The sequence below is a fragment of the Hydrogenophaga sp. genome (assembly GCF_035481345.1).
Lineage (GTDB): Bacteria > Pseudomonadota > Gammaproteobacteria > Burkholderiales > Burkholderiaceae_C > Hydrogenophaga.
The window spans coordinates 1-20,511 of record NZ_DATIGV010000050.1; the positions used below are offsets into that span (position 1 = coordinate 1).

At 70.3% G+C, this 20,511-nt stretch carries 23 protein-coding genes; 16 read left to right on the top strand and 7 right to left on the bottom strand.

The genetic code is table 11. From position 1 onward, the window contains the following. The 10 genes from VLG41_RS05505 to VLG41_RS05550 form a co-directional block, all read left to right on the top strand. Positions 1 to 154, top strand: a 154-nt coding sequence (locus tag VLG41_RS05505; RefSeq protein WP_325348421.1) for an aldehyde dehydrogenase family protein, incomplete at its 5' end; no start/stop codon positions are given. A gap of 181 nt (positions 155 to 335) precedes the next feature. Then, on the top strand, positions 336 to 1,262 hold the full coding sequence (gene hpaD, locus VLG41_RS05510) for a 3,4-dihydroxyphenylacetate 2,3-dioxygenase (RefSeq protein WP_291018083.1): 927 nt from the start codon (positions 336 to 338) through the stop codon (positions 1,260 to 1,262). A gap of 10 nt (positions 1,263 to 1,272) precedes the next feature. Further along, complete coding sequence (locus tag VLG41_RS05515; RefSeq protein ID WP_325348384.1) at positions 1,273 to 1,728, top strand: 5-carboxymethyl-2-hydroxymuconate isomerase; 456 nt, start codon at positions 1,273 to 1,275, stop codon at positions 1,726 to 1,728. A 2-nt stretch (positions 1,729 to 1,730) separates the two neighbouring features. Continuing rightward, on the top strand, positions 1,731 to 2,555 hold the full coding sequence (gene hpaH / locus VLG41_RS05520) for a 2-oxo-hept-4-ene-1,7-dioate hydratase (protein ID WP_325348385.1): 825 nt from the start codon (positions 1,731 to 1,733) through the stop codon (positions 2,553 to 2,555). 11 nt (positions 2,556 to 2,566) lie between these two features. Next, the gene (locus VLG41_RS05525) at positions 2,567 to 3,394 is read left to right on the top strand and encodes an HpcH/HpaI aldolase/citrate lyase family protein (RefSeq protein ID WP_325348386.1); all 828 of its coding nucleotides are present in this window, start codon (positions 2,567 to 2,569) and stop codon (positions 3,392 to 3,394) included. A gap of 34 nt (positions 3,395 to 3,428) precedes the next feature. Further along, positions 3,429 to 4,223 carry a class II aldolase/adducin family protein gene (locus tag VLG41_RS05530; protein WP_325348387.1) on the top strand — a complete coding sequence of 265 codons (795 nt, stop codon included), beginning with the start codon at positions 3,429 to 3,431 and terminating at the stop codon, positions 4,221 to 4,223. 67 nt (positions 4,224 to 4,290) lie between these two features. After that, positions 4,291 to 5,298, top strand: coding sequence for a 2-dehydropantoate 2-reductase (locus VLG41_RS05535; RefSeq protein ID WP_325348422.1), 1,008 nt, complete (start codon positions 4,291 to 4,293; stop codon positions 5,296 to 5,298). An 88-nt stretch (positions 5,299 to 5,386) separates the two neighbouring features. Then, positions 5,387 to 6,202, top strand: a complete 816-nt coding sequence (locus tag VLG41_RS05540) for a helix-turn-helix transcriptional regulator (RefSeq protein WP_325348388.1) — start codon at positions 5,387 to 5,389, stop codon at positions 6,200 to 6,202. 138 nt (positions 6,203 to 6,340) lie between these two features. Further along, the gene (locus VLG41_RS05545; protein WP_325348389.1) at positions 6,341 to 7,429 is read left to right on the top strand and encodes an aromatic ring-hydroxylating dioxygenase subunit alpha; all 1,089 of its coding nucleotides are present in this window, start codon (positions 6,341 to 6,343) and stop codon (positions 7,427 to 7,429) included. Between the two features lie 22 nt (positions 7,430 to 7,451). Continuing rightward, the gene (locus tag VLG41_RS05550) at positions 7,452 to 8,465 is read left to right on the top strand and encodes a TRAP transporter substrate-binding protein (protein WP_325348390.1); all 1,014 of its coding nucleotides are present in this window, start codon (positions 7,452 to 7,454) and stop codon (positions 8,463 to 8,465) included. A gap of 23 nt (positions 8,466 to 8,488) precedes the next feature. Here VLG41_RS05550 and VLG41_RS05555 read toward each other — a convergent pair whose 3' ends face one another. Both VLG41_RS05555 and VLG41_RS05560 read right to left on the bottom strand, forming a co-directional pair. Further along, entirely contained in the window at positions 8,489 to 9,565 is a 1,077-nt protein-coding gene (locus tag VLG41_RS05555) for an NADP-dependent oxidoreductase (RefSeq protein ID WP_325348391.1), read from the bottom strand. A gap of 14 nt (positions 9,566 to 9,579) precedes the next feature. Further along, entirely contained in the window at positions 9,580 to 10,821 is a 1,242-nt protein-coding gene (locus tag VLG41_RS05560; protein ID WP_325348392.1) for an MFS transporter, read from the bottom strand. An 89-nt stretch (positions 10,822 to 10,910) separates the two neighbouring features. Between VLG41_RS05560 and VLG41_RS05565 the strand changes: the two genes are divergently transcribed. After that, positions 10,911 to 11,927: an AraC family transcriptional regulator gene (locus VLG41_RS05565; protein WP_325348393.1), complete on the top strand. Its 1,017-nt coding sequence runs from the start codon at positions 10,911 to 10,913 to the stop codon at positions 11,925 to 11,927. Positions 11,928 to 11,949: 22 nt separating this feature from the next. On the opposite strand, the gene VLG41_RS05570 is transcribed toward VLG41_RS05565, so the two are convergent. The 3 genes from VLG41_RS05570 to VLG41_RS05580 are packed head-to-tail and all read right to left on the bottom strand — an operon-like array spanning position 11,950 to position 13,836. Continuing rightward, positions 11,950 to 12,570 carry a MarC family protein gene (locus tag VLG41_RS05570; RefSeq protein ID WP_325348394.1) on the bottom strand — a complete coding sequence of 207 codons (621 nt, stop codon included), beginning with the start codon at positions 12,568 to 12,570 and terminating at the stop codon, positions 11,950 to 11,952. Between the two features lie 37 nt (positions 12,571 to 12,607). Then, on the bottom strand, positions 12,608 to 13,087 hold the full coding sequence (locus tag VLG41_RS05575; RefSeq protein ID WP_325348395.1) for a MaoC family dehydratase: 480 nt from the start codon (positions 13,085 to 13,087) through the stop codon (positions 12,608 to 12,610). Continuing rightward, positions 13,087 to 13,836 (bottom strand): SDR family oxidoreductase, encoded by a 750-nt coding sequence (locus VLG41_RS05580; protein ID WP_325348396.1) that lies wholly within the window; start codon positions 13,834 to 13,836, stop codon positions 13,087 to 13,089. Before VLG41_RS05580 ends, VLG41_RS05575 begins: the two co-directional genes overlap by 1 nt. A 90-nt stretch (positions 13,837 to 13,926) precedes the next feature. Here VLG41_RS05580 and VLG41_RS05585 point away from each other — a divergent pair, with 90 nt between their 5' ends. From VLG41_RS05585 to VLG41_RS05600, 4 genes are read left to right on the top strand one after another with little or no spacing between them, the layout of a single operon-like run. Further along, the gene (locus tag VLG41_RS05585) at positions 13,927 to 14,526 is read left to right on the top strand and encodes a 2-hydroxychromene-2-carboxylate isomerase (protein ID WP_325348397.1); all 600 of its coding nucleotides are present in this window, start codon (positions 13,927 to 13,929) and stop codon (positions 14,524 to 14,526) included. Positions 14,527 to 14,552: 26 nt separating this feature from the next. Next, on the top strand, positions 14,553 to 15,239 hold the full coding sequence (locus tag VLG41_RS05590) for a dienelactone hydrolase family protein (protein ID WP_325348398.1): 687 nt from the start codon (positions 14,553 to 14,555) through the stop codon (positions 15,237 to 15,239). Between the two features lie 5 nt (positions 15,240 to 15,244). Next, positions 15,245 to 16,231, top strand: a complete 987-nt coding sequence (locus tag VLG41_RS05595; protein WP_325348399.1) for an amidohydrolase — start codon at positions 15,245 to 15,247, stop codon at positions 16,229 to 16,231. Then, a complete protein-coding gene (locus tag VLG41_RS05600) occupies positions 16,228 to 16,890 on the top strand; it encodes a glutathione S-transferase family protein (protein WP_325348400.1) in 663 nt (220 codons plus the stop codon). Before VLG41_RS05595 ends, VLG41_RS05600 begins: the two co-directional genes overlap by 4 nt. An 88-nt stretch (positions 16,891 to 16,978) precedes the next feature. Here the strand turns inward: VLG41_RS05600 and VLG41_RS05605 are convergent, their stop codons facing one another. Both VLG41_RS05605 and hemB read right to left on the bottom strand, forming a co-directional pair. Continuing rightward, a complete protein-coding gene (locus VLG41_RS05605; RefSeq protein ID WP_325348401.1) occupies positions 16,979 to 18,091 on the bottom strand; it encodes a magnesium transporter CorA family protein in 1,113 nt (370 codons plus the stop codon). 10 nt (positions 18,092 to 18,101) lie between these two features. Further along, positions 18,102 to 19,103: a porphobilinogen synthase gene (gene hemB, locus VLG41_RS05610; RefSeq protein WP_325348402.1), complete on the bottom strand. Its 1,002-nt coding sequence runs from the start codon at positions 19,101 to 19,103 to the stop codon at positions 18,102 to 18,104. Positions 19,104 to 19,292: 189 nt separating this feature from the next. On the opposite strand from hemB, the gene VLG41_RS05615 reads away from it, so the two are divergent. After that, entirely contained in the window at positions 19,293 to 20,429 is a 1,137-nt protein-coding gene (locus VLG41_RS05615) for a hypothetical protein (protein ID WP_325348403.1), read from the top strand. Positions 20,430 to 20,511 lie beyond the last annotated feature (82 nt).

Consider the following 20,511-nt stretch of genomic DNA (forward strand, 5'->3'; position numbering starts at 1 on the left):
GCAGAACGTGCGCGACCTGAGGCAACCCTTCGGCGGCACCAAGGCCTCGGGCACGGGCCGCGAAGGCGGCACCTGGAGCTACGAGGTGTTTCTGGAACCCAAGAACGTGGCGGTGTCCTTGGGGTCGCACCACATTCCTCACTGGGGGGTGTGATGTTCGCTCGCGCAGCAGCGACGATGGGTGTCCGCCGCAGCGAAATAAAGGAGGAGCCAAGGGCGCAGCCCTTGGCGGGGGACATTCGCGGAGGCGGGCACCCATTGGCGCTGCCCACCACCAAGGCAGCCGAGCAGACGGTGGCAATCCAACCCACTACACACGGAAAAGGAGACCGAGCATGGGCAAATTAGCACTGGTAGCCAAGATCACCCACGTCCCCTCCATCGTCCTCAGCGAAATCGACGAAGGCCCCCGCAAAGGCACGCGCCAGGACGCCATCGACGGCCTCAAGGAAATCGGCCAGCGTTGCAGAGACATGGGCGTCGACACCTTCATCGTGTTCGACACCCACTGGCTCGTCAACGCCAGCTACCACATCAACTGTGCCAAACACTGGCAAGGCAACTACACCAGCAACGAACTGCCGCACTTCATCGCCAACATGCCCTACGCCATCCCCGGCAACCCCGAACTGGGCAAGCTGCTGGCCAAGGTGGCGAACGAGTGGAAGGTCGACACCCTCGCGCACGACGGCACCACGCTCGCGCCCGAATACGGCACCCTGGTGCCCATGCGCTACATGAACCCCGACCAGCACTTCAAGGCCGTGTCCGTGTCGGCCCTGTGCATGGCCCACTACCTCAACGACAGCGCCCGCCTGGGCTGGGCCCTGCGCCGCGCCATCGAGGACGAGTACGACGGCACCGTCGCCATCCTCGCCAGCGGCTCGCTCAGCCACCGCTTCGCGCAGAACGGCCTGGCGCCCGAATACGCCTTCAAGCTCTGGAGCCCCTTCCTGGAAACCATGGACCACGAGGTGGTGCGCATGTGGCAGAGCGGCGAATGGAAGGCCTTCTGCGAGATGCTGCCCGAGTACGCCGTGAAAGGCCACGGCGAAGGCTTCATGCACGACACGGCCATGATGCTCGGCGCGCTGGGCTGGAGCGAGTACGACGGCCACGGCGAGGTCATCACGCCGTACTTCGGTGCCTCGGGCACGGGCCAGATCAACATCGTCTTCCCCGTCACGCCGGTCACGGGCAAGGCCATCCCGCAGCCGCAGGCCTCGTCGGCGCAGGGCTTCCAGGCCGTCTCGCGGCTGTGAAGGGCTCGGCATGCCCCACCTCGTCATCCTCTACAGCGGCAACCTCGACCGGCCCGAAGCCGAGGGCGGCACCGACATGCGCGCCCTGTGCCGCGCGCTGGCCGATGCCATGCTCACCATCCACGACGAGGGCGGCCGCCAGGTGTTCCCCACGGGCGGCACGCGCGTGCTGGCCTTTCCCGCCGCGCACTGGGCCATCGCCGACGGCGGCGCCGCGGGCGAGGCCGCCGGCATGGGCCGCGACTACGCCTTCGTCTACCTCAACCTGCGCATGGGCCGCGGGCGCAGCGCCGCCGTGCAGAAGCGCTCGGGCGGCGCGCTGGAGGCCGTGGCACGCCAGCACTTCGCCGAGCAACTGACGCGCCGGCCCATCGGCATCACCGTGCAGGTGGACGAAGGCCCCGAGGTCTTCGACGCCAAGATCAGCTCCCTCCACCCCCTGTTCACGCCCCTGCGATCGACCTGACCATGCTCGACGACGCCACCCTTCAACAGCTCGCCACCGAACTCGACGAGTCCGCACGCACGCGCGTGCCGCTGCGCCACTTCTCGCAGCGCCACCCGACCATGACCATCGACGACGGCTACCGCGTGGGCCGCGCCTGGGTGGCGCTGCAGCGCGGTCGCGGCGACCCGGTCATCGGCCACAAGATCGGCCTCACCAGCCGCGCCATGCAGATCTCCAGCCAGATCGACGAGCCCGACTTCGGCACCCTGCTGGGTTCCATGAAGCTGGTGGCCAAGGCGGGCGAGGAACTGGAGATCCCGGTGAACCGTTTCCTCTCGCCGCGCGTGGAGGTGGAGCTGGCCTTCGTGCTCAAGCAGGCGCTCAGCGGCCCGGTCACGGTGGAACAGGTGCTGGCCGCCACCGACTACGTCACGCCCGCCATCGAGATCATCGACGCGCGCATCGAGCAGTTCGACCGCGACACGAAGAAGCCGCGCAAGGTCTTCGACACCATCAGCGACAACGCGGCCAACGCCGCCATCGTCATCGGCGAAGGCGACGCCCGCTACCGCGCCAATCCCCTCACCACCGACCTGCCCTGGTGCGGCGCCGCGCTCAGGCTCAACGGCGTGGTGGAAGAGACCGGCCTGGCCGCCGGCGTGCAGGGCCACCCCGCCATCGGCATCGCCTGGCTCTCGGAGAAGCTCGCGCCCTGGGGCGAGGCCCTGCAGCCCGGGCAGATCGTGCTCGCAGGCTCGTTCACGCGCCCGGTGCCCGCCAAGGCCGGCGACCGCTTCGAGGCCGACTACGGCCCGCTCGGCGTGCTGCGCTTCCGTTTCGTTTGACGCCCTTCGACATGCAGATCCCCACCAACGCCTTCAAGCAGGCCCTGGCCGAGGGCCGCGCGCAGATCGGCCTGTGGGCCGCGCTGGCCAGCGCCTACAGCACCGAACTGATCGCCGGCATCGGTTTCGACTGGCTGCTCATCGACGGCGAGCACGCGCCCAACGACGTGCGCAGCACGCTCGCGCAACTGCAGGCGGTGGCCAGTGCGCAGCAGGGCTTGGGTGATGCGCGCTCGCACCCCGTGGTGCGCGTGCCCGTGGGCACGGGCGACGTCGGCACCGCGCTCATCAAGCAGTACCTGGACATCGGCGCGCAGACCCTGCTGGTGCCCATGATCGACACGCCCGAGCAGGCCGCCCAGGTGGTGGCCGCCACGCGCTACGCGCCCGTGGGCGTGCGCGGCATGGGCAGCGCGCTGGCGCGGGCCTCGCGCTGGCAGGCGCACGCGCGCTACGTGCACGAGGCCGACGAACAGGTCTGCGTGCTGGTGCAGGCCGAGACCGTCACCGCCATGAAGCACCTCGACGCCATCGCCGCCACGCCGGGTGTCGATGGGGTGTTCATCGGCCCGGCCGACCTCAGCGCCAGCATGGGCCACCGCGGCAACGCCGCGCACCCCGAGGTGCAGGCCGCCATCGCCGAGGGCATGCGCCGCATCCGCGCGGCGGGCAAGGCCCCGGGCATCCTGGCCACCACCGAGGCCGGTGCGCGCCAGTGGCTGGACGCCGGTGCGCTGTTCGTGGCCGTGGGCGCGGACAGCATGCTGCTCGCCGCCGGCGCCACGCAACTGCTCACCCGATTCAAGGGCCCGATCGAACAGGGCCCGAACACCTACTGATCCACGACCCGCCCGAGAACCGAGGAGACACGCCATGAACGCCGCCCTGCAAACCAGCACCGTGCTGCCACCCGGCATGCACGCCGACGAATGGGCCGCGCGCCTGGAGCTCGCCGCCTGCTACCGCGTCTTCGCCATGCTCGGCTGGACGGAGATGATCTACAACCACATCACGCTGCGCCTGCCCGACAGCGTGACCGGGGGCGAGAAACACTTCCTCATCAACCCCTTCGGCCTGCACTACAGCGAGGTCACCGCCAGCAACCTCGTGAAGATCGACCTGCAGGGCCAGGTGCTCGACGGCTCCACGCACCGCGTCAACCCCGCCGGCTTCACGGTGCACGCCGCCATCCACGACGGCCTGGAAGGCGCGCACTGCGTGATGCACACGCACACCACGGCTGGCGTGTCGGTGGCTTGCCTCAAGGACGGCCTGCAGCAGACCAACTTCTACACCGCGCAACTGCACGGCATGGTGGCGTACCACGACTTCGAGGGCATCACCATCCACGCCGACGAGGGCCCGCGCCTGCTGCAAAGCATCGGCGACAAGCCGGCGGTGATCCTGCGCAACCATGGCCTGCTGGCCTGGGGCGGCACCTTGCCGCAGACCTTCGCCATCCTCTGGACCCTGCAGCGCGCCTGCGAGATCCAGCTCGCCACCTTCAGCATGGGCGGGCCGCAGGCCGCGATTCCCGTGCCCGAGGCCATCGCCGAGAAGTGCACGCGCGACTCCCTGCAGTTCAGCCCCAGCCACGGCGCCGGCCGCGACGTGTTCGACGCCCTGGTGCGCCAGGTCGACCGCATCGATTCGAGCTACCGGGCATGAGCGCCGCCCGGCCGCCCGAAGGGGCTCGCACCGCAGCGCGCCGCGCGGAGGTTTTCGAATGAGCGATATGGCCCAGACAACGGACATCCGCAGCGTTGCCATCGTCGGCGCCGGCGCCATCGGCGGCTGGCTGGGCACGCGCCTGGCGCGCTCGGGCCGCGAGGTGAGCGCGCTGGCGCGCGGCGAGACGCTGGCCGCGCTGCGCGCCAACGGCCTGCGCCTGCATCAGGGCGGCGAACTGCTGCAGGCCCCGGTGCGCGCGAGCGACCAGGCGCACGAACTCGGCGCACACGACCTCGTGATCCTCGCGGTGAAGGCGCCCGCGCTGCCCGGCATCGCGCCCGCCATCGGGCCCTTGATCGGTCGCCACACCGTGGTGCTCACGGCCATGAACGGCGTGCCCTGGTGGTTCTTCGAAGGCTTCGGCGGCGCCCTGCAAGGCACGGCCCTGCCCGTGGTGGACCCGGGCGGCGCCATGGCGCGCGCCGTGCCCGGCCGCCACGTGCTGGGCGGCGTGGTGCACGCCAGTTGCGCGCTCGACGCGCCCGGCGTGGTGCGCCACCACTTCGGCAACGGCCTCATCGTGGGCGAGCCATCGGGCGAACAGAGCCCGCGCGCGCAGGCCGTCGTTGACGCGCTGACCGAGGCCGGTATCGAGGGCAAGCTGTCCCCGCAGATCCAGAAGGACGTCTGGTACAAGCTCTGGGGCAACATGACGGTCAACCCCGTGAGCGCCATCACCGGCGCCACCACCGACCGCATCCTCGGTGACCCGCAGGTGCGCGGCTTCATCAGCGCCGTCATGTTGGAGGCCAAGGCCATCGGCGCCAAACTGGGCATCCCCATCGACCAGCAGCCCGAGGACCGCCACGCCGTCACGCTCAAGCTCGGCGCGTTCAAGACCTCCATGCTGCAGGACGTGGAAGCTGGCCGGCCGGTGGAGCTCGACGCGCTGGTGGCCGTGGTGGCCGAGCTGGGGCGCCTGACGCAGGTGCCCACGCCCTTCACCGAGGCGCTGCTGGGCCTGGCCCGTTTGCGCGCCCGAACCCTCGGCCTGTATCCCGAGCAGGCTTGAGCGCACCGGCCAGGGGCGTTGCCACCGAAGCGCGGCGGCAGGGTTAGCCCGCTGGCGCGCGGGTGGCGCGTGTTTCCAGAATGGGCGCATGCCCGCCATCTGGTCCCTCGATGCCCCCGCGCCCGGCCAGGCGCTGAGCCCGGCCGCTGTCTCGGCCCTGATCGACTGCGCGAGCGCGCCGCCCAGCGCGGCGCGCCTGCTCGGCGCCATCGACGCGGTGGTGCCGGTGGAGTACCTCTCGCTCGTCAACTTCCGGCGCGACACGCCCGAACTCGTCGAAGGCAGCTCACGCCACGCGCATGGGCGCGACGTGGTGGCCGAGTGCTTCGCCATCTACCGCCGCAGCTACTGGCGCGCCGACTCGGTGATGCGCCTGGCGGATCGCGTGTCGCAGCGCCCGTCGCGCGAGGTGGCGGTGCTGCACTGCCGCGCCGACGAGCTGCCCGTGGCGGGCTGGCGCAACGACATCTACAAGCGCGAGCGCCTGACCGAGCGCTTCACCCTGCTGCACGCGCCGGTGCGCGGTGCGGTGCAGGCCATCCACCTGTACCGCGACGAACGCCAGGGCCTGTTCCGCCCCGATGAGATCGACCGCCTGCTGGGGCTGGCGCCGTTGCTGCGGCAGGCACATCAGGCGGCCCTGAACGCCGAGGGCGTGGCGGTGGATCGCGAGGCTCAGATCACGCAGTCGCGCCAGCGCCTGTCGCGGCTGGTGCCCGCGCTGTCACCGCGCGAGGCCGAGGTGGTGGCGCGCATCGCGCACGGGCTCAGCGCGGATGGCATCGCGGCGGAACTCGATGTCGCGCCATCGACGGTGGTGACATTGAGGAAGCGCGCGTACGCGAAACTGGCAGAGGCGGGGCTGCCGGCGGATCGTCTGCGTCTGGCGCGCTGGCTGGCATGAGGGCGGTGTGCTGCCTGCGTCTCCTGCACGCGGGACGGGTGCCCTGGTCGTATCCCTGCCCATCCCCTTCGGAGGGGACAAGCCGGCGCCGGCAGCTCCCTAGCATGGCCTTTCCATCCCCACGAGGAGGAGACACCCATGTGGCTGCGCAACTGCTGGTACGTCATCGCCTGGGACCACGAGATCCCGGCGGCCGATTCGCCCACCCTGTTCACGCGCACCGTGCTCGGCGAGCCGGTGCTGGTCTACCGCACGCAAGCCGGTGAGCTCATCGCGCTGGAAGACCGCTGCTGCCACCGGCATGCGCCGCTGTCGGTGGGCCGGCGAGAGGGCGACTGCGTGCGCTGCGGCTACCACGGCCTCAAGTTCGACCACCGCGGCCAGTGCGTCGAAGCCCCGGGCATCGAGATCATTCCGGCCAAAGCCAAGGTGAAGCGCTACCCGCTGGTGGAAAGAAACAAGTGGGTCTTCGTCTGGATGGGCGACCCCGCGCTGGCCGACGACGCGCTGCTGCCTGACAACTTCAGTTGCGATTCGCCGGACTGGCAGAACAAACCCGGCTACCTGCACTACGACACGCCCTACCTGCTGATCTGCGACAACCTGCTGGACTTCTCGCACCTGAGCTACGTGCACGAGAAGTCGCTCGGCGGCTCCACGCGCATCGCGCAGGCGCGGCCCGCCATCGAGCCCGTGCCCGGCCCGAACGCCGAGTGGCCGCAGCTCGGCATCAAGGTCTCGCGCCACGTGAACGACGTGCCGCCGCCGCCCTTCTACCAGCGCTTCCGCCGCTTCGACACGAACCTGGACCGCTGGTTCGTCTACGAATTCCTGCTGCCCGGCACGCTGCTCATGCACTCGGGTGGGCGGCCCACCGGCAGCGCGCCCGATGCGCCGGGGCCGTCCGTGCGCCTGCACTCCTGCCAGACGCTCACGCCCGAGACCGCCACCACCACGCACTACTTCTTCCAGCAGTCGCACCCCACGGGCGAGGGCGACGAGACGGTGACGCAGAGCATCTACGACAGCCTGATCGGCGCCTTCAACGAAGACCGCGACATGATCACCGCGCAGCACCGCAACATCCAGCACAACCCCGCCCTGCCCATGCTGCCGCTGGCCATGGACGCGGCGCTGATCCAGTTCCGCCGCCTGCTCGAGGCGCGCGTGCGCGCCGAGCAGCAGGCGCAGACCCTTTCCCCCACCCAGCCGGCCACGATGGCCTGACCAGCACCACGGAGACAAGTCCATGAACCGCAACATCCTCAAGCCCGTCGCGCTGCTCGCGCTGTTGGCCGCCAGCGGCACCGCCGGCGCGCAGACCGTGCTCAGCGTCTCCACCTGGTTGCCGCCCGCGCACGGCGCCACCATGGCGCAGAATCAGTGGTGCGAGGCCGTGGAGAAAGAGACCAAGGGCAGCGTCAAATGCAACCTGCTGCCCAAGGCCGTGTCCGCGCCGCCCGGCACCTTCGACGCGGTGCGCGATGGCCTGGCCGACGTGTCCTACACGGTGGACGGCTACACGCCCGGGCGCTTCATCTTCACGCAGGTGGCCGAATTCCCTTTCCTCGGCGACAGCTCCACCGCCACCAGCGTGGCCTACCAGCGCATCTACGACAAGTACTTCGCGCCGCTGGGCGAACACCGCGGCGTGAAGACCCTGGCCGTGTTCACGCACGGCCCCGGCATCATCTTCACGGTGAAGCAGCCGGTGACCAGCGCCGCCGACGCGGCCAAGCTCAAGTTCCGCATCGGCGGCGGCAACATCAACGAGCTGTCCAAGCTCATGGGCTGGAACACCACGCTCAAGCCCGCCACCGACTCCTTCGAGCTGCTGTCCACCGGCGTCATGGACGGCACCTTCTTCCCCGACGAGTCCCTGCAGTCCATGCGCCTGGGCATGGTGAAGTACGCCACCACCTTCCCCGGTGGCCTCTACAACACCAGCTTCGTCTTCATGATGAACAAGGCCAAGTACGACGGCCTCAAGCCCGAGGAGCGCGCGGCCATCGACAAGGTTTCCGGCGAATACGCCGCGCGCCTGTTCGCCGCCGGCTGGGACCGCACCGACGCCGCCTCGCGCGACATCCAGAAGACCACCGGCGTGCAGCGCCAGATGGCCAACGAGGCCTTCGTGAACGACGTCAAGGCCAAGCAGGCGCAACTGGAGGACCGGTGGGTCGCGGCGGCCGAGGGGCGCGGCCTGAAGAACGCGCGCGCGGTGCTGGCGGAGTTCCGCGCGGAGACGCAGAAGCTGAAGTGAGTCGTGGCGGCGCGGGCCGGGGTTCAGGCCTCGGCCACGCGCACCACCGTCTTGCCCAGGTGGCGCCCCGCCAGCAGGTCGATCAGCCCCTGCGGTGCCTGCAGCAGCCCGTCCACCACGTGCTCCTGCGCATGCACCTGGCCTTCCTTGATCCAGCGGTGCATGCGCTCGCGAAAGCGCTGCAGGTGTTCGAAGCGCTCGCCGTAGTGGTCGAGCACGATGAAGCCCTGCATTCGAACGCGCTTTTGCAGCACGGTGGCCAGCAGCGCGGGCCGCTGGTCCGGTGAAGGCGCATCGCCCGTGGCCCCGTTGTAGTGGGCGATGAAGCCGCACACCGGTACCCGCGCGCCGGGGTTGAGCAGGGGCAGCACGGCGTCGAGCACGGCGCCGCCCACGTTCTCGAAGTACACGTCGATGCCTTGTGCGCAGGCTCGCTCGAGTTGCTGCGCGAAATCGGCGGCCTGACGGTCGACGCAGGCGTCGAAGCCCAGGGCGTCCACGGCGTGCCGGCACTTGTCGGCACCGCCCGCAATGCCCACGGCACGCGCGCCGTGCAGGCGCGCCAACTGGCCCACCATGGCGCCCACGGCACCCGTGGCCGCGGCCACCACCACGGTCTCGCCAGGGCGCGGCTGGGCGATGTCGAGCAGGCCCACGTGCGCGGTGAAACCCGGCATGCCCAGCGCGCCGAGCGAGAGCGAAGGCGCCAGGGACGGCGCCGCGCCCTCATCGAGCGGCAGCAGCTCGCTGCCGTCCGACAGGGCAAAGTCCTGCCAGCCCGCGCGAGCGAGCACCAGCTCACCGGTCCGCAGCTCGGGGTGGCGCGACGCCACGACGCGGCTGACCGTGCCGCCCACCATGGTCTCGCCCAGCGCCACGGGCGGCGCGTAGCCCGGGCCCACCGCGTCCATCAGGTTGCGCATGTAGGGGTCGAGCGACAGCGCCAGGGTGCGCAGCAACACCTGGCCCTGCGCGGGCTCGGGCATGGGCCCGGTCTCGACGCGAAAGTCCGACAGGCGCGGCGCGCCCTCGGGCCGGGCGGCGAGCGCGATGCGCCGGTTCAGCCCGGGGAGCTGGACGGGAGAAGGGGTCGCGTTCATGGCGCCGTGTTCCTTCAGGCGCGCTGGGCGCGCGGGCCATGGCGCAGGGTCAGCAGCGTGCCCAGGGTGATGGTGGCGATCGCGAACAGGGGCCCGCCGAGCGCGCCCACGTGATCGACCAGCATGCCGCCGCCGATGGCGCCGCTGGCGATGGCGATCTGGAACGCGGCCACCAGCAGCCCGCCCGCGGCTTCGGTCTGGTCGGGCGCGGCGCGCACGATCCAGGTCTGAAACCCCACCGGGAAGGCACCGAAGGCAAAGCCCCAGAGCGTGACGGCGACGGCCGTCACCAGCGGCGAGCCGCCCGCCAGCAGCAGGCCCGCGGCCAGCAGCACGATCAGCGTGCCGCCAGCCACGATGGCGCGGCGCTCGCTGCGCTCGGCCAGGTAGCCGCCCACCAGGTTGCCGAAGAAGCCGCCGATGCCGTAGCCCAGCAGCACCAGCGAGATCGCCTGCACCGACAGGTGGGTGACGTTCTCCATGAGCGGGCGGATGTAGGTGAAGCCGGCGAAGTGGCCCGAGATCACCAGCACCACCGCCAGCAGGGCCACGCGCACGTCGCCGCGGGTCAGCAGGCGGCCCAGCCGGCGCAGGTCGGCGTGGTCGCGCGGCGGCAGGGCGGGCAAGGTCAGCGCCTGAGCCAGCAGCGTGAGCAGGCTCACCGCGCCCGCCACGACAAAGGCGCTGCGCCAGCCCCAGAGCTCCCCCATCCAGGCGCCGACGGGCGCGGCGCACACGGTGGCCACCGACACGCCGGTGAGGATCAGGGACATCGCCCGCGCGAAACGCTCGGGCGGCACCAGCCGCAGCGCCAGCGCGCCGGCCAAAGACCAGAAGCCTCCCAGCGCCACGCCCAGCAGCACGCGCGCCAGCAGCAAGGCGGGCAGGGAACTGGCCAGTGCGGCCATCAGGTTGGAGACCACCAGCAGGGCGCTCAGGGCCAGCATGACCCAGCGGCGGTCGATGCGCCGCGTGAGCACGGGCAGGGCGGGCGCGGCGATGGCGCCGACCACGGCCGTGGCGGTGACGGTCTGGCCGGCCGCGCCGTTGCTGATGCCCAGGTCCGCGGCCATCGGCGTGAGCAGGCTGGCGGGCAGGAACTCGGCCGTCACCAGGCCGAAGACGCCCAAGGACAGGGAGCCGATCGCGGCCCAGTGGGCCTTGTCGGTGGTCGGTGCGGGGGCGGAAGGGGGTTCGGGCGTGAGGGGGAGGCCGGCCGGTTCGGCGTCGAGGCAGGCGCTGCAGGAAGAAGTCATGGGTGGGCAAGGGTTGAAAAGGGCGCCGGATGGGCAAGGTCGACAGCCTAGGGCTAGCATCTCGGCGTTTCAATGTCGAATCGGCCGAAATGCATGACCATTCCTCCGCGCTTGCGCCCCAAGCCCGGGAACCGGCGCCCAGCAAGCCCTCGGACCTGCTGAGTCAGATCCTGCTCGGGCTGCGGCTCGATGGCGTGGAATACGGCCGCTGCGTGATGCGTCCGCCCTGGGCCGTGGCCTTTCCCGCGCGGCCCGAGGCGCGCTTTCATTTCGTGGCCCGTGGCACCGCCTGGCTGCGCACGCCGGGCAGCGACTGGCTGGCGCTGCAGGCCGGTGACGCCGTGCTGCTGCCGCGCGGCGCCTTTCACGTGCTGGCGAGTTCGCCGCAGGTGCCGACGGTGGACATCGATTCGCTGGCGCGCACCCCGGTGGCCGACAACATTTACCTCGTTGGCGAGGCGCCACCCGCGGGTGGCGAGCCGCTGGGCCCGACCAGCGACGTGATGTTCTGCGGCGCCATGCGCTTCAACCTCGACCCGCTGCACCCGCTGCTGGCCATGATGCCGGACGTGATGCGCGCCAACGAGCTGGCGTCGCGCGACCCGTCGGTGCCCGCGCTGCTCGAGGCCATGGAGCGTGAGGTGGCGCTGGAGCGCATCGGCGCCTGCGGCATGCTCGCGCGCCTGGCGGACGTGCTGGCCGCGAGCATCATCCGCGCCTGGGTGGAGTGCGCCTGCAATGACGCCAGCGGCTGGATCGCGGCCATGCAGTGCCCGCGCATCGGCAAGGTGATCGCGGCCATTCACGCCGCGCCCGAGCGCGACTGGTCGGTGCCGGCACTCGCGGACCTGATGGGCGCGTCGCGCTCGAGCTTTGCCGAGGCCTTCACCCGCACCGTGGGCGAAAGCCCCGCGAAGTACGTGGCCCGCGTGCGCATGTTCCAGGCGCGCCGCTGGATCGAGCGCGAGGGCATGCGCGTGGCGGTGGCGGCCACGCGCTTGGGCTACGACTCCGAGGCCTCGTTCAGCCGCGCCTTCAAGCGCATCGTGGGCTTGCCGCCCGCGGCCCTGCGCCACAAGCGCCTGGCCGCCGCGGCCACGCCCTAGCGCGTGCGGGCGATCCCGGCTCTCAGGCCGCCAGTGCGGGAAACAGCTTCACCAGCCCGCTGGCCATCACCTCCACCGACAGCGCCGCCAGGATCAGGCCCATCAGCCGCGTCATCACGTTGATGCCGGTCTGGCCCAGGCCGCGCGCGATGGGTTCGGCCAGCGCGAAGCACACCGCCGTGGCCAGCGCGATGACCACGCCGTAACCCACCAGCGCGGCGTGCTGGAAGAAGGTCTTGGCCTGGTCGGCGTAGATCACCACCGTGGACATGGTGGCCGGGCCGGTGAGCAGGGGGATGGTCAGCGGCACCACCGCGATGCTGGTGCGCGGGGAGTCGTCGCTCAGGTCCTGGTCGGTGGCCTTGGCCTCGGCCGGGCGCGCGTTCAGCATGGACAGCGCCGAGGTCAGCAGCAGCATGCCGCCGCCGACCTGAAAGCTCGCCAGCGAGATCGAGAAGAACTCCAGGATCTGCAGGCCCACCAGCGCGCAGGTGGCGATCACCGCGAAGGCGCTGAAGGCCGAAATCATCACCGTGCGCTGGCGCTGTTTGCGGCTGAAGCCCTGCGTGTAGTGGATGAAGAAGGGAACGATGGCCAGCGGGTTGACGATGGCCAGCAGGGTGATGAGGGGTTTGAAGTCCATGGCGGCGGCGGATGGGCGCGCCGCATTGTGGCTGGCTTCAGGGCGTTTGGGCAGGGTGCCTTAACCGGAACATGCCATAGCCTTCCATGCGCAGCACCGGGTCGCCGTGCTGGTTCACCATCTCCCAGATGGTGCGCACCAGGCCCACGTCGGGGCGTTTGCCCATCACGCGCTTCTCGGTGATGGTGTGCTTGAGCGTGAGCGTGTCGCCGGGGAACACGGGCTTGAGCCACTTCAGGCTCTCCAGCCCCGGCGAGCCCAGGCTGGAGGTCTCGTGCAGGAAGTTGGTGACCATGAGCCGCATGGCCATGGCGCAGGTGTGCCAGCCGCTGGCGCACAGGGCGCCGAAGACCGAGTCCTTCGCGGCTTCGGGGTCCAGGTGGAATGGCTGCGGGTCCCACTGGCTGGCGAAGGCGACGATCTCCTCGGCCGTGGGCGAGAGGCTGCCGAGGTCGCGCGTCTCGCCGACGCTCAGGTCTTCCCAGTACAGGCGGGGTTCCTTTTTCTGCGCGTTCATCAGCGGGCTCCGGAGACGTCGATCAGGCTCATGGTGGTGTAGCTGGCGGCATCCGACAGCAGCCAGACGATCAGGCCGGCCACCTCGTCGGCCTGTCCGCCGCGTTGCATGGGGATCTGCGGCGCGAGTTCGCGCAGGCGGTCGGGCCGCCCGCCGCTGGCGTGGATGTCGGTGTCGATGAGGCCCGGGCGGACGGCGTTGACGCGGATGTTCTCCGCCGCGAGCTCCTTGGCCAGGCCCACGGTGAAGCTGTCGATGGCGCCCTTGGCCGCCGCGTAGTCCACGTACTCGGCGGGCGAGCCCAGGCGCGCCGCCGCGCTGGAGAGGTTGACGATGGCGCCGCCCGAACCACCGTGCCTGGGGCTCATGCGGCGCACGGCCTCGCGCGCGCACAGCAGGCTGCCGATGACGTTGATGTCGAACATGCGCCGCCAGCGCGCCATGTCCATCTCGTCGAGCCGCGCCCGGCGGTCCACCACACCGGCGTTGTTCACCAGGCCGGTGAGGCGGCCCAGTTTGGCGTCGATCTGCTCGAACATGCGCAACACCTGCGCCTCGTCCTCCACTTGCGCCTGCACCGCCATGGCGCGCCCGCCGTCGGCGCGGATGGCGCGCACCACCTCGTCGGCGGCCAGCGAGTTCGTGGCGTAGTTCACCGCCACCGCCCAGCCCGCCTTCGCCGCCAGGCGGCAGGTGGCCGCGCCGATGCCGCGCGAGCCGCCCGTGACCAGCAAAACCTTGTCGCTCATTTCCTACCTCCTGCAACAGTCATCCGCATGGCGTACAAGAGCGCCTGTGCCGTTGAACGGCGCCCATTACAACAGCCAACAGGAGACTCCATGCGTCGCACGGTCGACTACTTCTTCGCCACGATGAGCCCCTGGGCCTACCTGGGCCACGAGCGTTTCGTGCGCATCGCCCACGCCACCGGTGCCGAGGTGCGCGTTCGCCCCATGGACCTGGGCAAGATCTTTCCGCTCTCGGGCGGGCTGCCGCTGGGCAAGCGCGCGCCGCAGCGCCAGGCCTACCGCCTGGTGGAGTTGCGCCGCTGGAGCGAGTGGCTGGGCCTGCCCCTGAACCTGCACCCGAAACACTTTCCCGTGGGGGGCGATCCCTCGGCGCGGCTGATCAGTGTGGTGGCCGAGCGCGACGGCACCGAGGCGGCGTTGCGCCTGACGGGCGCGGTGCTCTCGGCCGTCTGGGCGCGTGAGCTCGACATCGCCGATGCCACCACGCTGGCCGTGCTGCTCAAGGAGGGTGGCCTGGACGCCGCGCGGCTCGCACAATCGCAGTCCGACGAGGGCCAGGCCCTGGCGGACGCCCACACCCAGGCCGCGATCGACGCGGGCGTGTTCGGCGCGCCGGCCTACGTCATCGACGGCGAACTGTTCTGGGGCCAGGACCGGCTCGACTTCGTCGAACGCCGGCTGCAGGCCTGAATTTACGCATCAATTCGGAGCATCACATGAGCGACACCATCACCCTCAAGGCCGCCGACGGCCACAGCTTCCCCGCCTACGTGGCACAGCCGTCCGGCAAGGCGCGAGGCGCCATCGTGGTGCTGCAGGAGATCTTCGGCGTCAACTCGCACATCCGTTCCGTGGCCGACGGCTACGCGGCGGCGGGCTACCTCGCCGTGGCGCCCAGCACCTTCTCGCGCATCGGCAAGGGCGATCTGGAGATTGGCTACACCGAGGCCGACATGAAGGAGGGCTCGGCCCTGAAGGCCGCCGTGGAGGCGCTGCCCGCACCCGGCGTGATGCCCGACATCCAGGCCGCCATCGAGCACGCCGCGCAGGCGGGCAAGGTGGGCATCGTGGGCTTCTGCTGGGGTGGCCTGCTCACCTGGCGCGCGGCCTGCACGCTCAAGGGCCTGAGCGCGGCCGTGCCGTACTACGGCGGTGGCATGACCACGCCCGAGGAAGCCGCGCGCCAGCCCCAGGTGCCCGTGATGGCGCACTTCGGCGACCAGGACCACTGGATTCCGCTGGACACCGTGGAAGCCTTCAAGAGGGCCCAGCCCGGCGTGAACGTGCACGTCTACCACGCCAACCACGGCTTCAACTGCGACCAGCGCGGCTCCTACAACGAAGCGGCGGCGAAGCTGGCGCGCGAGCGCACCCTCGCGTTTTTCGCCCAGCATGTAGGCTGATCCCGATGAAGCGGCTGGCGCTGCTGCTCGCGGGGCTGGGCCTGTCGATCGGCGCCGCCGCGCAGTACCGCGGCCCGCTGTTCGACGCGCACCTGCACTACAACGACGAAGCCTGCGGCCACGCCAGCACGCCCGCGCCCGAGTGCCCGCACCCGCTGACCGACGTGCTGGAGCGCATGCAACGCAACGGCGTGCGCGCCATCGTGGCCAATTCGCGGCCCAACGACGGCACGCGCGCCCTGGCGCAGGCGCGCGAGCAGACGCTCGCGGCTGGCGTCACCGTGGTGCCCTTCGTGCGGCTCTACCGCAACCGCGCCGACTACGGCAACTGGTTCCGAGACCCGAGCATCGTGGAGATGGTGAACACCGAACTCGCGCGCGGCACGCCCGCCGGGCCCTACCGCGGCCTGGGCGAATTCCACCTGTACGACAGCGCCAACGCCGACGGACCCGTGGCGAAACAGCTCATGGCCCTGGCGGACGAGAAGGGTCTGGCCATCCTCGCGCACGTGGACGACGTGGCGGTGGAAAAGCTCATGGGCCACACGTTGTCCGGGAGGCAGAAGACGGATCGGCCGCCGGGCCGCCCCAAGGCCGATCAGCCCCCTCGGGGGGCAGCGACCCGCGAAGCGGCGGAGCGTGGGGGCTTTGTTTTTATCTGGGCGCACACCGGCATCGGCGGCTCACCGGTCGCGCGCGTCGACGAACTCTTCGCCCGCTTCCCGCAACTGCGCGGCGAGCTGTCCTACCGCCCGGGCCTCACCTGCGGCGAGGGCGAGCTGTGCCCCGAGTGGCGCGCGCTGCTGCTCAAGTACCCCGACCGTTTCCTCATCGGCTCGGACACCTGGGTCAACCAGCGCTGGCTCTATTACGACGGCCTGATGCAGGGCTACCGCGCCTGGCTGGGCACGCTGCCGCCCGAGGTGGCGAGGAAGATCGCCTGGGACAATGGCGCCGCGCTCTTCGGTGTTTCCCAGCCCACCTCTCGATGATCCGACTGCACTTCTACCCCAGCACCGCGGCCATGGTGCCGCACATCCTTCTGGAAGAACTGGGCGTGCCGTACGAGCGCGCGCGCATCGACCGCGAGCACGGCGCACTCGACTCGCCGGCCTACCGCGCGCTCAACCCCAACGGCCTGATCCCCGTGCTGGAAGACGGCGACCTCGTGCTGTACGAGACCGCCGCGATCGGCCTGCACCTGAGCGACACGAACCCTGACGCGAAATTGATGCCCGCCCTGGGCACGCGCGAGCGCGCCTTGGCCTACAAGTGGCTCATGTGGCTCACCAACACCCTGCAGGCCACGCTCATCGTCTACTTCTACCCCTACCGCTGGGTGAACGAGGCCGGCAGCGACAGCGAAGCCGAGATCAAGGCCGTGGCCAAGCGCCGCGTCGGTGCGCTGCTCGATCAGCTCGACACCGAACTCGCGCGCCACGGCGGCCCCTGGTTCCTGGGCGAGGCGTACTCGCTGCTCGACGCCTACGTCTTCACGCTGTGCCGCTGGACGCGGCACTTCTCGCCCGATTCACCGGTGCGCCCAGCGCGCGAGCGGCCACACCTGGGGCCGTACCTGCAGCGCATGCTCGATCGCCCGGCGCTGCGGCGTGTGATGGCCAACGAAGGCCTGGCCGAGCCGTACGTCTGAAAGCGATCCGGCGCCGGGCCGCCCCAAGCCGGATCAGCCCCCTCGGGGGGCAGCGACCCGCGCAGCGGCGGAGCGTGGGGGCCGGTGCTCAGCGGCCGGAGGACGAGCGCAGGTAGCGCTTGCGCCAGAAGTACACGCTGAGCCCGACGGCCACGAACACCATCGAGCCCATCGCCCACCAGAAGCCCGCGCGCTCGTGGATGAAGGGGATGAACTCGAAGTTCATGCCGAAGATGCCGGCGATGAGGTTCAGCGGCAGGAACACCGCGGTGAGCGCCGTGAGCGTGCGCATGATGTCGTTGGTGCGATTGCTCTGCGCCGAGAAGTGCATCTGCACGGCCGTCTCGGCGTTCTGCTCGAGCCGGCGCACGTGGTGCACCACGCGCTCGATGTGCTCCAGCACGTCGCGGCTGCGCACGCGCAGCAGCTCCAGTCCGCGCAGTCCGCCGGTGGCTTCGTTGGGTTCCCAGTCCTCCAGTGCCTCCAGCCAGTCCTGCAGGGCGCTGCGCTGGTCCTCGCAGATCTCGTCGAGGTGGTGCAGCGAGATGCGCGCGTCCAGCAGCGAATTCCAGTTGGTGAAGCGCGTCTTGGGGTGCAGCAGCTCGGATTGCCAGTGGTCGAGCTGGCGCGTGAGCTCGCGGCGCAGGTCCAGGTAGCCGTCCACCATCTGGTTGACGATGCGCAGCATCAGGTCGGCCGGGTTGCCCGGCAGGCCGCCGCCCACGGCGCGCGGCGCCAAGCCCGCGCTGGCGAGCAGGCGCGCGGAATACTGGTCGAGCACGCCGCAGCCGGCCGGGTGCACGGTCAGCAGCACGCGGTCGAACACCGCGAAGCCCACGGGGCTGGTGTCGATGCGCCGCAGCACCGGCGGCCCGCCGCGCTTGACGTGCTCGGTGAGCACCGCGCCCGGTTGCGAGATGTCGGTCTCGGCCTGCCCGGCCGCGAGGCGGCGGAACACCAGGATGTCGTACTGCGAGGTGTAGTCGTAGTGCGAAGGCAACTGGTTGTTGAGCAGGTCGCTCACGTGCAGGTCCACCAGCGTGGTGCTGCACATCACCTGCAGCGCGGCCTGAACATTGCCGTGCTCGAGCTCGAATTCGCGCCGGCCGCAGGCCACCCAGAGGAAACCCTTGGCGGGCAGCAGCATGGGCAGCCCGGTGGATTCGTTCACCGATCCGGGCTGTACATGAAAGACCCGCATCGTCCGGTCCTCAGCCGCGCAGCAGCCGCGCGGCGTCGCGCGCGAAGTAGGTCAGCACGCCGTCGGCGCCTGCGCGTTTGAAGGCCAGCAGGCTTTCCATCATCACGGCGTCGTGGTCCAGCCAGCCGTTCTGCGCGGCGGCCTTGAGCATGGCGTACTCGCCGCTCACCTGGTAGGCGAAGGTCGGCATGGCGAATTCGTCCTTCACGCGGCGCACGATGTCGAGGTAGGGCATGCCGGGCTTGACCATCACCATGTCCGCGCCCTCGGCGATGTCCATCGCCACCTCGCGCAGGGCCTCGTCGGTGTTGCCGGGGTCCATCTGGTAGACCTTCTTGTCGGCCTTGCCCAGGTTGGCGGCCGAGCCCACCGCGTCGCGGAAGGGGCCGTAGAAGGCGCTGGCGTACTTGGCGCTGTAGGCCATGATGCGCGTGTGCACGCGCCCGTCGGCCTCCAGCGCCTGGCGGATCGCGCCGATGCGCCCGTCCATCATGTCGCTGGGCGCCACGATGTCCACGCCCGCCGCCGCCTGCGTGAGCGCCTGGCGCACCAGGATGGCCACGGTCTCGTCGTTGATGATGTAGTTGGCCTCGTCGAGCACACCGTCCTGGCCGTGGCTGGTGTACGGGTCCAGCGCCACGTCGGTCATCACGCCCAGTTCGGGGAAGCGCTGCTTGAGGGCGTGCACCACGCGCGGCACCAGGCCGTCGGGGTTGGTGGCCTCCTGGCCATCGGGCGTCTTCAGCGCCGGGTCGATCACCGGGAACAGCGCGATCGCCGGGATGCCCAGCTTCACGCAGTCCTCGGCCACGGGCAGCAGCAGATCCAGGCTCAGGCGCTCCACGCCGGGCATGGAGGCCACGGCCTCGCGCCGGTTCGCGCCGTCGAGCACGAACACCGGGTAGATCAGGTCGGACGGGTGCAGGCGGTGCTCGCGCACCAGCTCGCGGGTGAAGGCGTCTCGGCGCAGGCGGCGCGGGCGGGCGGCGGGGAAGGGGGCGGGGCTGTGCATGGCGGCTATTGTGGCAAAGGGCGGCCGGTGCCCGTACGGGGTCCCGCAGCCGTGGCGCATTGCACGGAAATCAGAAGTTCCGGCTACCCGGACCTGTATGCAGGAAAACGATTGGTGCACATTTCGTTACATCGCCGGCCGGATGGACCCACCACCCGGCGACAGGCGACCCCGATGACGGATGCCCCCGTGTTGAAACCCACCATGGCCACACCCAAGAAAGATCAGCCCGGTGCCGCCGGCGCGGCGGGCCAGCCGCGCGGCGACGAGCACTGGTCGCTGGCCGAGCAGTGCCCGCAGTTGCTGACCGCGGCGGCCGGGCAGATCAGCGACGCCTTGCAGGCCCTGCAAAGCGGTCTCGATCAACTGAACGCGCGGGGTGCGGTGCCCGCCCGTGACCAATGGGCCCTGACCGTGCCCCTGGGCCGCATCAAGCGGCTGACGACGGTGATGCAGCAGATCCAGCGCTTTCACGACGGGCGCATCCGCCAGTCGCACGAGAAGCTCGATCTCTCGCAACTGGTGGAGGCCTGCCTGCAGGAGCGCCGCAAGGAGTTCGCGCTCATGGGCGCCGACGTGCGGCGCAAGCTCAAGCCGGTGGAGGTGCTGCTGGACCCCACCGTCACGCACGCCCTGTTCAACGCGCTCCTCGATTGGGCGCTGCCCCTGGGGCGCCACGTCAGCGTGCGGGTGGATATCAACGACTGGCCGCCGCACGCGCGCCTGCAGGTGCGCGTGCATGGCGACGAGGCGCCGTCGTCGCGCGCGCCGGACCTCGACAACCTCGATTGGGCGCTGGTGCGCCAGATCGCCCACACCACCGGCGGCATCGAGGTGCAGCGCCAGGTGTCGGCCGACGGCCTCGTCGCCTGCGTCATGTTCCACCGCACGGTGCAGGCCATCGATGGCATTTCGGCGGTGGAGCTGTCCGACGGGCAGTCCTCGATGTTCAAGTCGCTGCAGGGCGTCTATGCGCTGATCGTGTCGCCCTCGCTGCAGATCCGTTCGGACGTGCGCGACGCCTTGCGCGAGATCGGCGTGAGCGCCGACAGCGTGGTCGACCTGATCCAGGCGCGCGAAGCCTCGGCGCACCGCATGCCCAGCTTGGTCGTCATCGACGCCGTGCTCAAGGGCCCGGAGTTCGACCAGTTCCGCCGCGCACTGATGCGCGACGCGATGGACATGCCCTTCGTGGAGATCTCGCCCGACGACAGCGCGTTCGACATGTCGGGCTTCGGTGACATGGCCATGGCCCGGGTGGGCCGAGGCAACATCCGCGAGTCGCTCGGCACCGCGGTGATGTTCGAACTCGCGAAAACGATCTGAGTGTTCAACCGGTTGATGCGCGGCCACCAAGGGCCGCCATAGAGAAGGGCGCCCCCAAGGCGCCCTTCTCGCCTTCTGGCGA